Annotated in this window: 10 protein-coding genes; 6 read left to right on the plus strand and 4 right to left on the minus strand. The window is 44.0% G+C overall.

All coding sequences use genetic code 11. From position 1 onward, the window contains the following. Positions 1-6: 6 nt before the first annotated feature. Together C1S74_RS13970 and nadC are read right to left on the minus strand one after the other, a co-directional pair. Positions 7-450, minus strand: a complete 444-nt coding sequence (locus C1S74_RS13970) for a pilin (protein ID WP_045403775.1) — start codon at positions 448-450, stop codon at positions 7-9. A 264-nt stretch (positions 451-714) separates the two neighbouring features. Beyond that, positions 715-1,602 (minus strand): carboxylating nicotinate-nucleotide diphosphorylase, encoded by an 888-nt coding sequence (gene nadC, locus C1S74_RS13975; protein WP_045403776.1) that lies wholly within the window; start codon positions 1,600-1,602, stop codon positions 715-717. Between the two features lie 92 nt (positions 1,603-1,694). Between nadC and ampD the strand changes: the two genes are divergently transcribed. The 5 genes from ampD (at position 1,695) to lpdA (ending at position 9,761) form a co-directional block, all read left to right on the plus strand. After that, on the plus strand, positions 1,695-2,246 hold the full coding sequence (gene ampD, locus C1S74_RS13980) for a 1,6-anhydro-N-acetylmuramyl-L-alanine amidase AmpD (protein WP_045403778.1): 552 nt from the start codon (positions 1,695-1,697) through the stop codon (positions 2,244-2,246). A 404-nt stretch (positions 2,247-2,650) separates the two neighbouring features. Beyond that, positions 2,651-3,418, plus strand: a complete 768-nt coding sequence (pdhR, locus tag C1S74_RS13985) for a pyruvate dehydrogenase complex transcriptional repressor PdhR (RefSeq protein WP_005438026.1) — start codon at positions 2,651-2,653, stop codon at positions 3,416-3,418. A 55-nt stretch (positions 3,419-3,473) separates the two neighbouring features. Beyond that, a complete protein-coding gene (aceE, locus tag C1S74_RS13990) occupies positions 3,474-6,137 on the plus strand; it encodes a pyruvate dehydrogenase (acetyl-transferring), homodimeric type (protein ID WP_045403779.1) in 2,664 nt (887 codons plus the stop codon). A 30-nt stretch (positions 6,138-6,167) separates the two neighbouring features. Next, on the plus strand, positions 6,168-8,087 hold the full coding sequence (gene aceF, locus C1S74_RS13995; protein ID WP_045403781.1) for a pyruvate dehydrogenase complex dihydrolipoyllysine-residue acetyltransferase: 1,920 nt from the start codon (positions 6,168-6,170) through the stop codon (positions 8,085-8,087). Between the two features lie 243 nt (positions 8,088-8,330). Continuing rightward, positions 8,331-9,761 carry a dihydrolipoyl dehydrogenase gene (gene lpdA / locus C1S74_RS14000; protein WP_038870499.1) on the plus strand — a complete coding sequence of 477 codons (1,431 nt, stop codon included), beginning with the start codon at positions 8,331-8,333 and terminating at the stop codon, positions 9,759-9,761. 290 nt (positions 9,762-10,051) lie between these two features. On the opposite strand, the gene opaR is transcribed toward lpdA, so the two are convergent. Continuing rightward, positions 10,052-10,669, minus strand: coding sequence for a transcriptional regulator OpaR (gene opaR / locus C1S74_RS14005; RefSeq protein WP_038870500.1), 618 nt, complete (start codon positions 10,667-10,669; stop codon positions 10,052-10,054). 320 nt (positions 10,670-10,989) lie between these two features. Here opaR and hpt point away from each other — a divergent pair, with 320 nt between their 5' ends. Further along, positions 10,990-11,520: a hypoxanthine phosphoribosyltransferase gene (gene hpt, locus C1S74_RS14010; RefSeq protein ID WP_038870502.1), complete on the plus strand. Its 531-nt coding sequence runs from the start codon at positions 10,990-10,992 to the stop codon at positions 11,518-11,520. An 86-nt stretch (positions 11,521-11,606) separates the two neighbouring features. On the opposite strand, the gene can is transcribed toward hpt, so the two are convergent. Then, complete coding sequence (gene can / locus C1S74_RS14015; RefSeq protein ID WP_045403783.1) at positions 11,607-12,278, minus strand: carbonate dehydratase; 672 nt, start codon at positions 12,276-12,278, stop codon at positions 11,607-11,609. Positions 12,279-12,393 lie beyond the last annotated feature (115 nt).

Raw genomic sequence — 12,393 nt, forward strand, 5'->3', positions numbered from 1 at the left:
TTGAATTTATCTACAAGCTTTTGGTACTTCTTCAGTTGTTAATTTGCTGCTTGTTGTAAACGTACATGCCCATCCGCTTGTGGATTTTGCAATTTCAACATAAGCAGTACTAATAGAAGAAGTTGAGCCAAACAAAAATTTGATAGTTCCATTTGCACCACTGATACTTTCAAAAGATAGCGTACCAAGCTTATTCATTCCCGTTGTAGCCCCAACATCGGTAAAGCCTGTTGTGCTATTTGGTGGGAAATTACCTTTTTCTTGAATGTACATGTCAATATTTGTGATCAATGATTTTGCTGTTGCTAAACCTGTAGCTGCTTCCGACTTTTTAACGTAATTTTGATAAGCTGGTATAGCTATTGCTGACAAAACACCAATAATTGCCACAACAATCATCAATTCAATCAGCGTAAAACCTTGCTGCTTCTTCTGTTTATTCGTTTTCATCTTCTTTCCTTAAGATAAATTTAGTTAATGCTTATGCATGGAGCAGAAGAGTAAAAAGAGTAGAAACAAGTGGAAACTAGCAAGGGGATGCCTTCCGAGTGAGGTAAAAATCTTTAGGTTGAAGTTGCATATTGCATGCAAGGTTTTGCGAGGGGTGTTATTTTTTTAGTGGATAAAAATAAAGAGCCTTGCGGCCCTCTATTTAGTGAATCAGATTACAACATGCTGACTTTTCGGAAGTTAATATTGTTGTTGGTACTCTATTTACTTAAAGCGCATCGAAAGATCCATCGCTTTTAGGTGCTTAGTCAAAGCACCCACCGAGATGTAATCTACGCCAGTTTCTGCGTATTCAGCGATGGTTTCTAAGGTTACATTACCTGAGTTTTCTAATGCCGCACGACCAGCGTTGATCGCTACCGCTTCACGCATCATGTCGGTAGTGAAGTTGTCTAGCATGATGATGTCGGCACCTGCTTCGATCGCCTCTTTTAGCTCATCCAGGCTTTCCGTCTCAACCTCAACAGGCTTACCTGGGTTAAATTCTTTTGCGGTAGTGATCGCTTGAGTAATGCCACCACAAGCGATGATGTGGTTTTCTTTAATAAGGTAGGCATCGAACACTCCGATACGATGGTTGAAACCACCACCACAAGCTACTGCGTATTTAAGCGCACTACGTAGACCAGGAATCGTTTTACGTGTATCCAATAGACGGCACTCTGTATGAGCAATTTTCTCTGCGTACTCAGCGGTAACAGTCGCGCAACCTGAAAGGGTTTGAATAAAGTTCATTGCGTTGCGCTCGCCAGTGAGCAAATCACGAGCAGGACCTGTCAGCGTGCAAAGTGTTTGGTTTGGTTCAACCTTGTCACCATCTTTTACATGCCACTCGATAGTCACTTTGCTACCCAGCTGTTTAAATACTTCATCTGCCCATGCTTGGCCACAAAACACACCGTGTTCACGAGTGATGATGGTTGCAGTGTTAATCGCGTCAGCAGGGATAAGCGATGCGGTGATGTCTTTATCGACATCCAATGTACCACCTAGATCTTCTTTTAGGGTATCGGCTACGGCGCGAGTGATTTCTAATGGAAGTTGTTGCTTAAGGTATTCTAGGCGTTCTTGGCTGTTGTGTGTGTTCTTCATCGCAAATCTTGTCTTGAAAGGGAGATGGCAACGAATGATACTCTCCGGTGTCAATAATTTCAGCAGTTAATTTGCAAAGTAGAGAGGTTGATATGTGCCTAAAAATCGAGAATGGTTGGTTGAAGGAGGCTAAGTACGTCCCATCGCCATTTTTTGATGCTCGTTCTGATAAAAATGACATCTCTCTGCTGGTGGTTCACAACATCAGTCTGCCACCGGGTCAATTTGGTGGCTCTTATATAGAAGACTTTTTCACGGGCAACCTTGACCCCAATACACACCCATTTTTTGAAGTAATTCACAAAATGGGCGTTTCGGCACATTGTTTAATTAAGCGTGATGGCGAGATTGTTCAGTTTGTTTCTTTTTTAGACAGAGCATGGCATGCAGGGCAATCCAGCTTCGCTGGCCGTGAACGCTGTAATGACTATTCAATTGGTATTGAGTTGGAAGGTACTGAGTTTGTTGCGTACACAGAAGAGCAATATCAATCACTTACTGCATTGACCCAAGCTGTTATGCATTCCTACCCAAAAATCACCTTGCCGAGAATCACGGGGCATCAGTATATCGCTCCCTTGAGAAAAGCCGATCCTGGTCTAAGCTTTGACTGGGTCAAGTTCCGGCACGAGATAAAACGCTAACTTGTAGCGAAAGTGTAAATTCAAAAAACAGAAATAAATAAGGCATACACTCAGGTATGCCTTTTTTCGATACAAGAAATATGAGCGCTTGTTAAAAGTTAACTACATTTTGAACGCTTAAATCGGCGATCGGTGCAAAAGTGTACAGATAATTTTGTCATTTTTTGTTTTTGTTGATCAAATTTACTAGCACGCAGAGCTCCCATCTGTTTTGTTTATGTAATTGGTCATACCAATTTTATTGCTGTTTTAATAGTCGATTGTTATCAGAGTGTTGGTTGTAAGCTCATTCTATGATTTAGGTCAATTTTTGGCTGGACAGTGGCGTTTTAATTATGTTAATTTCTGCACCATCTTAAAATTGGTATTACCAATTACCTGCAAGAGTAGAAGAACAATAAATTATGGCTTATCAAAGGATTCGTCAGCCAAAACTCTCTGATGTTATTGAACAAGAGTTAGAAAGGTTGATTGTGGAAGGAACATTGTCTCCGGGGCAGCAGTTGCCACCAGAGCGCGAACTCGCTAAGCAGTTCGATGTGTCTCGTCCATCTGTCCGTGAAGCCATTCAACGCTTGGAAGCAAAGCGTTTGCTTACTCGCCGTCAAGGCGGTGGCACATTCGTTAGCGAAAACATCTGGAAAAGCTTTTCAGATCCTTTGTTGAACTTGTTGTCGACTCACTCCGAAACGCAGTTAGACCTACTTGAATCGCGTCATGCGATGGAAGGAATTTCGGCGTACTTTGCAGCATTGCGTGGTACCGAAGAAGATTTTGCACGCATTCAAGCTTGCCTGAATCAAATCAGTGAAGAGCAAAAAAGCGACAACGTTGAAGCGGAAGCAGCGGCAGTAATGCAGTTCCTTATTGCTTTAACAGAAGCGGCGCACAATGTTGTATTGCTTCATATTGTTCGTAGCCTTGCGCCTTTGCTTGAGCAAAATGTTCTACAGAATCTAAAGCTCTTACATCGCCGCGAAGAAGTGGTCGATAAAGTAAGTAAACACAGAGCTAATATCGTGGATGCGATTGTTTCTGGTCAGCCTGAAAAGGCGCGTGAAATGTCTCACTCACATTTAGCTTATATCGAAGAAACATTGTTGGATTTGACTCGAGAAGAGTCTCGACGAGAGCGTTCTCTGCGTCGAATTCAGCAAGGTAACGATTCTTAATACAAGAACCGCTTACTTAAATAAGTAGATCCAACCAACAGAAGGATAGATCGCCATGTCTGACATGAAGCATGACGTAGATGCACTGGAAACTCAAGATTGGCTACAAGCCCTTGAATCAGTTGTTCGTGAAGAAGGTGTAGAACGTGCACAGTTTCTACTAGAAACCGTTCTAGAAAAAGCACGTCTAGACGGCGTTGATATGCCAACTGGCATCAACACAAACTACATCAACACTATTCCAGCTGCACAAGAACCAGCTTACCCTGGTGACGTAACTCTTGAGCGTCGTATTCGTTCGATTATTCGCTGGAACGCAATCATGATCGTATTGCGTGCTTCTAAGAAAGACCTAGACCTAGGTGGTCATATGGCTTCTTACCAGTCAGCTGCAGCGTTCTACGAAGTTTGTTTCAACCACTTCTTCCGTGCTCCAAACGAGACGGACGGTGGCGATCTAGTTTACTACCAAGGCCACATCTCACCGGGTATCTACTCTCGTGCGTTCGTTGAAGGCCGTCTAACTGAAGAGCAGCTAGACAACTTCCGTCAAGAAGTAGACGGTAAAGGTGTACCTTCATACCCACACCCTAAGTTGATGCCTGAGTTCTGGCAATTCCCAACAGTATCTATGGGTCTTGGTCCAATCTCTGCTATTTACCAAGCTCGTTTCCTTAAGTACCTGAACGGCCGTGGCCTTAAAGATACTTCTGCTCAACGTGTATACGCTTTCCTAGGCGACGGTGAGATGGATGAGCCAGAATCACGTGGTGCAATTTCTTTCGCTGCGCGTGAGAAGCTAGACAACCTATGTTTCCTAATCAACTGTAACCTTCAGCGTCTAGATGGCCCTGTAATGGGTAACGGTAAGATCATTCAAGAACTTGAAGGTCTATTCAAAGGCGCAGGTTGGAACGTAGTTAAAGTTATCTGGGGTAACAACTGGGATGCACTACTAGCTAAAGATACGACTGGTAAGCTACTACAGCTTATGAACGAAACGATCGATGGCGACTACCAAACATTCAAATCTAAAGATGGCGCATACGTACGTGAGCACTTCTTTGGTAAGTACCCTGAGACTGCTGCACTAGTTGCAGACATGACTGATGACCAAATCTTCGAACTGAAGCGTGGTGGTCACGATTCTTCTAAACTGTTTGCTGCATTCAACAATGCAAAACAGACAGGTGGTAAGCCAACGGTAATCCTAGCTAAGACTGTTAAAGGTTACGGCATGGGTGAAGCGGCTGAAGGTAAGAACATCGCTCACGGTGTTAAGAAGATGGACATGACTCACGTACAATACCTACGTGATCGTCTAGGTCTACAAGACATCCTTTCTGATGAGAAAGTAGCTGAACTGCCTTACCTAAAACTGGAAGAAGGTTCTGCTGAGTACGAATACCTACATGCTCGTCGTAAAGCACTGAAAGGTTACACGCCACAGCGTCTACCTAAGTTCACACAAGAGTTCAAAGTACCAGAGCTAGAAGAGTTTGCTCCTCTACTTGGTGCTCAGAAGCGTGAAATCTCAACGACTATGGCTTACGTACGTACGTTGAACATCCTGCTTAAAGACAAGAACATCGGTAAGAACATCGTTCCTATCATCTGTGATGAAGCGCGTACGTTCGGTATGGAAGGTCTATTCCGTCAAGTGGGTATCTACAACCCAGACGGTCAAGAATACACACCTGAAGATAAAGGCATCGTTTCTTACTACAAAGAAGCAACGTCAGGTCAAGTTCTTCAAGAAGGTATCAACGAACTAGGTTCAATGGCATCTTGGGTTGCTGCTGCTACTTCTTACAGCACAAACGATCTGCCAATGATCCCGTTCTACATCTACTACTCAATGTTCGGTTTCCAACGTATTGGTGACATGGCATGGCTAGCAGGTGACCAACAAGCTCGTGGCTTCCTACTAGGTGCTACAGCTGGTCGTACAACACTGAACGGTGAAGGTCTACAGCACGAAGATGGTCACTCGCACATTCAAGCGAACACTATCCCGAACTGTATATCTTACGACCCAACATTCGCTTACGAGCTAGCAGTAATCATGCAAGATGGTATCCGTCGTATGTACGGTCCTGAGCAAGAAAACATTTACTACTACCTAACAGTAATGAATGAAAACTACGCAATGCCAGCAATGCCAGAAGGCGCTGAAGAAGGCATCCGTAAAGGTATTTACAAGCTTGAGTCTCACGAAGGTGCTAAGGGTAAAGTTCAGCTAATGAGCTCTGGTACTATCATGAACGAAGTACGTAAAGCAGCGACTATCCTAAGTGAAGAGTACGGCGTAGCATCTGACGTGTTCTCTGTAACTTCATTCAACGAGCTAACTCGTGATGGTCAAAATGCAGAGCGCTACAACATGCTTCACCCAGAAGCAGAAGCGAAAGTACCTTACATCACTACTGTTCTTGGTAACGAACCAGCAATCGCTGCGACGGATTACATGAAGAACTACGCTGAGCAAGTACGTGCGTTCATGCCAACTGAGTCATACAAAGTTCTTGGTACTGACGGCTTCGGTCGTTCAGACAGCCGTGAGAACCTACGTCGTCACTTCGAAGTTAACGCGGGCTACGTAGTAGTTGCTGCACTAACTGAACTAGCGAAACGTGGTGATGTTGAGAAGTCTGTTGTTACTGAAGCAATTGCTAAGTTCAACATCGACACTGAAAAAACAAACCCACTTTACGCTTAATACAGCGCTTAACTAGAAGGTAAATAAGCAATGGCAATCGAAATTAATGTACCTGACATCGGTGCGGATGAGGTTGAAGTTACTGAGATTCTTGTAAGCGTTGGCGACAAGGTTGAAGAAGAACAGTCTCTGATCACTGTTGAAGGCGACAAAGCTTCTATGGAAGTTCCAGCGTCTCAAGCAGGTATTGTAAAAGAAATCAAAGTTGCAGAAGGCGATTCAGTAACAACTGGTTCTCTTATCATGATTTTCGAAGCCGAGGGTGCAGCTGACGCTGCACCTGCTCCTGCGGCAGAAGCGGCTCCAGCAGCAGCTCCAGCTCCAGCAGCAGCGGCAGCAGAACTAAAAGAAGTTCACGTTCCTGATATCGGTGGCGACGAAGTAGAAGTTACTGAGATCATGGTAAAAGTTGGTGATGCAGTAGAAGAAGAGCAATCACTTCTAACTGTAGAAGGCGACAAAGCTTCTATGGAAGTACCAGCACCATTTGCAGGTACGGTTAAAGAGATCAAGATTGCTGAAGGTGATTCAGTAACAACTGGCTCTCTTGTTATGGTATTTGAGGTAGCTGGCTCAGGCGCAGCGGCTCCAGCTCCTGCTGCGGTTGAAGCGCCAGCAGCACCTGCTGCGGCTCCTGCGGTAGCTGCGGACAAAGAAGTTAACGTTCCAGATATCGGTGGTGACGAAGTAGAAGTTACTGAGATCATGGTTAAAGTTGGCGATACAGTAGAAGAAGAGCAATCTCTAATTACTGTAGAAGGCGACAAAGCTTCTATGGAAGTACCTGCACCATTCGCAGGTACAGTTAAAGAGATCAAGATTGCTGAAGGCGATTCAGTAACGACTGGCTCTCTAATCATGATTTTCTCTACAACGGAAGGCGAAGTTGCTGGCGCGGCTCCTGCACCTGTTGCAGCTCCTGCTCAAGCGGCGGCACCTGTAGCTCCTGCGGCAGCATCTGCTCCAGCAGTAAAAGCTGAAGCTCCTGCAGCAAATGATTTCCAAGAGAACGGTGACTACGCACACGCATCTCCAGTTGTTCGTCGTCTAGCTCGTGAATTTGGCGTTAACCTATCTAAGGTTAAAGGTACTGGTCGTAAGAGCCGTATCCTGAAAGAAGACGTTCAAGCTTACGTTAAAGATGCGCTTAAGCGTCTTGAGTCTGGCGCAGGTGCAGCAGCATCTGGTAAAGGCGACGGTGCTGCACTTGGTCTACTTCCTTGGCCAAAAGTTGACTTCAGCAAGTTCGGCGAAACTGAAGTTCAGAAGCTTTCTAAGATCAAGAAGATCTCTGGTGCAAACCTACACCGTAACTGGGTAATGATCCCTCACGTTACACAGTGGGATAACGCAGACATCACTGAGCTAGAAGCATTCCGTAAAGAACAGAACGCAATCGAAGCGAAGAAAGACACTGGTATGAAGATCACTCCTCTTGTGTTCATCATGAAAGCGGTAGCGAAAGCACTAGAAGCATTCCCAGCGTTTAACTCTTCACTTTCTGAAGATGGCGAAAGCATCATTCTTAAGAAGTACGTGAACGTAGGTATCGCAGTCGATACGCCAAACGGCCTTGTTGTTCCTGTATTTAAAGACGTGAACAAGAAAGGCATCTACGAGCTATCTGAAGAATTGATGGTAGTATCGAAGAAAGCACGTGCTGGTAAGCTAACTGCAGCTGATATGCAAGGCGGTTGTTTCACAATCTCTAGCCTTGGCGGTATCGGCGGTACAGCGTTTACACCAATCGTAAACGCGCCAGAAGTTGGTATCCTAGGTGTATCTAAATCTGAAATGAAGCCAGTGTGGAACGGTAAAGAGTTCGAACCACGTCTACAGCTTCCACTGTCTCTATCATACGACCACCGTGTGATCGATGGTGCAGAAGGTGCACGCTTCATTACTTTCTTAAACGGTGCACTATCAGACATTCGTCGTCTAGTACTGTAATTGAGAAAGTAATAGTTAAGGTGACTTTCGGGTCACCTTAATTCTTTATATAAAAGACTATTTTTAGACGACAATTTCTTCCATCGTTCAGAAACTGAAAGATGAATTGTTGTCTAGCTCACAGGCTAACTTAAAGCTGCTTTCACACTGTTAACATCTCTGTAAAATATTGACCGTTTGAAAGCCTAATAATTTAAGAACATCTACTCAGCCTGTTAGGGATAATGACTACAAGAGGTCACAATGAGCAAAGAAATTAAAGCCCAAGTTGTTGTACTTGGTTCTGGTCCTGCTGGTTACTCAGCTGCATTCCGTTGTGCGGATTTAGGTCTAGAAACAGTACTAGTTGAACGTTACAGCACTCTTGGCGGTGTATGTCTAAACGTTGGTTGTATTCCATCTAAAGCACTTCTTCACGTTTCAAAAGTTATCGAAGAAGCGAAAGCGATGGCTGAGCACGGTGTTGTGTTTGGCGAACCACAAACAGACATCAGCAAAATCCGTATCTGGAAAGAGAAAGTTGTAAACCAACTGACAGGTGGTCTTAGCGGTATGGCTAAGATGCGTAACGTAACGGTTGTTAACGGTTTCGGTAAGTTCACTGGTCCTAACAGCATCCTAGTTGAAGGCGAAGGTGAAGCAACAACAGTTAACTTCGACAACGCAATCATCGCTGCGGGTTCCCGTCCAATCAAACTACCATTCATCCCTCATGAAGACCCACGTATTTGGGATTCAACGGATGCGCTAGAGCTGAAAGAAGTACCAGAAAAACTGCTTATCATGGGCGGTGGTATCATCGGTCTAGAAATGGGTACGGTTTACCACTCTCTAGGTTCTAAAGTAGACGTAGTAGAGATGTTTGACCAAGTTATCCCAGCGGCGGATAAAGACATCGTTAAAGTCTTCACTAAGCGTATTAAAGACAAGTTCAAGCTAATGCTTGAGACGAAAGTAACTGCAGTTGAAGCGAAAGAAGACGGTATCTACGTTTCAATGGAAGGCAAAAAAGCACCAGCAGAAGCTGAGCGCTACGATGCCGTTCTTGTTGCTATCGGTCGTGTACCAAACGGTGCTCTTATCGATGCTGAAAAAGCGGGTATTGAAGTGGACGAGCGTGGCTTTATCAACGTTGATAAGCAAATGCGTACTAACGTTCCTCATATCCACGCGATCGGTGATGTTGTTGGTCAACCAATGCTTGCTCACAAAGGTGTGCATGAAGGCCACGTAGCCGCAGAAGTTATCTCTGGTAAGAAGCACTACTTCGATCCTAAAGTTATTCCTTCAATCGCTTACACTGAGCCAGAAGTTGCATGGGTTGGTAAGACAGAGAAAGAAGCGAAAGCAGAAGGCATCAACTACGAAGTGGCAACATTCCCATGGGCAGCATCAGGTCGTGCAATCGCGTCTGACTGTGCAGACGGTATGACTAAGCTAATCTTCGATAAAGAAACTCACCGCGTAATCGGTGGTGCTATCGTTGGTACTAACGGTGGTGAACTACTTGGTGAAATCGGCCTAGCGATCGAGATGGGTTGTGATGCGGAAGATATCGCACTTACTATCCACGCTCACCCAACTCTACACGAGTCTGTGGGTCTAGCTGCTGAAGTATTTGAAGGTTCAATCACTGACCTGCCAAACAAAAAAGCAGTTAAAAAGAAAAAGTAATTTTTCTTGAACGTTGAATGATAAAAACCGCTGATTCGTCAGCGGTTTTTTTGTGCGCGGAGCTTGAGAGGCGAGAACAGGCTGTTCTATGTAACGCTGCGCTTCGAGAGTCGCGAACGCTTCGCTCTAAAAATTGAGAGGTGTTCGTTAGAAGGTTAGTCGAAGACAATTGGCTCTAAACCGAGTTGGCAGAGTTTGTTCCCAGAAAGATAAAATATTTCCCGTTTCCCGAAAACAAAAAAGGCCAATACCTAAGTATCAGCCTTTGCTTTTTTAAGCCTAATTATTTTTTAGTGATGTTCACGGTTGTAGATGCATAGCATATCTAAATATGCGCTTACTAGGTTCGTTAGCTCTGCTTCGCTCTTAGAGCGGTTTGCTTGAACGAAAATAGAGTAACAAATACCGTGGAACAGATTCGCCAAGTGTTCCGGTTCATGTTGGTCACAAACTTCCCCACGTTCAATTGCTTTAATGAACATGTTTTGCACCAACAGTTGGTTAGTGCGGTTAGTTGTCACGAACAATGGCCATACTTCATCACGTGTTGATGCGCTCCATTCGAACCATACTTTTAGCCAGTGACAATCTTGGCTAACAAGTTCGATCATTGCGTTTGTGATGTTGGCGATGTTTTCACGTGCGTGAAGGTCTAAGTCGATGTTATCCGATAGGAAGTTTGAGAACTGACGTACAACGTGGTTCAGTACTTCATCAACCAAATCTTCACGAGTTGGGAAGTAATTAAATACTGTTGCAACAGAAACTTGTGCAATCTCAGCAATGTCTGCGTGACCACCACGGCCAATGCCGCGACGAGCAAACACTTCAAGAGCGATTTCCATTAGTTGCTGCTTACGTTTTAAAGGGGAAAGCCTAGTGCGAGGTCTCTTAGCTATTGAGTCCATATTCTTTTCCTTGCCATTGAGTTGATATTATTTGGGGGTAACCCCCTAATTGATTATTTTAATAGTTGCTTAAAGCATTGATGAGTGTAATGGTGCATATGTGCAAGGTCAACATCTGATGCCCAATTTATAGACAGTAATGTCATTATTGATGATTCATTCAACTAGATAAATCCGAAAACTAAGACTTTCATCCAAGAATTCAATGGAATGGGATGCGACTTTCCACCTACTGAGTGGGGTGTTACACTACACGCCGCAAGATAAGGTGATCGTTTGCGTACGACCAACCTCAACCCACAAAGAAAATTGAGCACAGTATGAAACATACAATAGAAGTGATGATTTCTGAGCAAGAAGTTCAGGATCGAATTCGTGAATTAGGTAAGCAAATTACAGAACATTACCAAGGCAGTGAAGATCTGGTATTGGTTGGTTTGCTACGTGGTTCATTTGTATTTATGGCTGACTTAGCACGTGCTATCGAACTGACTCACCAAGTCGATTTTATGACCGCTTCTAGCTACGGTAACACGATGGAAAGCTCACGTGATGTACGTATCTTGAAAGACCTTGATGACGACATTAAAGGCAAAGATGTACTGATCGTAGAAGACATCATTGATACAGGTAACACGTTAAACAAAATCAGTGAAATCCTGTCTCTACGTGAACCAAAATCTATCGCTATCTGTACGCTGCTTGATAAGCCATCTCGCCGTGAAGTAGAAGTTCCGGTTGATTGGGCTGGTTTCTCGATTCCAGATGAGTTTGTTGTTGGTGTTGGTATTGATTACGCTCAGAAATATCGTCACCTACCATTTATTGGTAAAGTGGTTCCGCAGGAATAATTTCTGTCGCCAGTTTTAGAATTAAAAAAACGCCCATCTGAAATGGGCGTTTTTTATTTATCTTGTTGACGATTTATTTGTGACGATTAATCACGACATAACAATTTGTTGTCATCGTTAAGAATGGTCGAGAGCGCTTTTTGGTAAGACGCTTCCACGGTCTCTTTTGAATTTGAACGAATACCTAAGTACTCAAGACGACCATCTTCAATGCCGTACACCACTCCATGAATTTCAACATCCTGACCGCGTTCCCATGCGTTTTGCATGATGGTTGAGTTACCCAAGTTATATACTTGCTCGGCTACGTTGATTTCACCTAGTTTATCGGCGCGATCGTCAAGAGGCATTTGGTCAAGGTAAGTGCGGTGCTTAAAGTAAAGGTCACGGATGTGGAGTAACCAGTTGTTGATAAGGCCTAGTTGAGGGTTATCAATTGCGGCATTCACGCCACCACAACCATAATGACCACAAACGATGATGTGCTTTACTTTGAGTACGTCGACGGCGTATTGCACGACAGAGAGGCAGTTTAGGTCGGTGTGGATGACCTGGTTAGCAACGTTTCGGTGAACAAATAACTCGCCTGAGAAAAGTCCCGTTAGTCGCTCTGCTGGAACGCGACTGTCTGAACAACCAATCCAAAGAAAGTCTGGTTTCTGACCTTCCGCTAGTTTTGCGAAATATTCTGGACGATCAGATTTTATTTCTTCTGACCATTTCGAGTTATTTTCGAATAATTGTTTAATTTCCGGCATCTGACATCTACTTCCCTAAAATTAAAAAAACCAACCACTCCCTAGTGCTTACTAAGCGATCAGCGCTGTAACTATACACAATGTTACAATTTCGATCCCGTTAAATATTCATTCA

The organism is Vibrio hyugaensis (assembly GCF_002906655.1).
Classification (GTDB): Bacteria; Pseudomonadota; Gammaproteobacteria; order Enterobacterales; family Vibrionaceae; genus Vibrio; species Vibrio hyugaensis.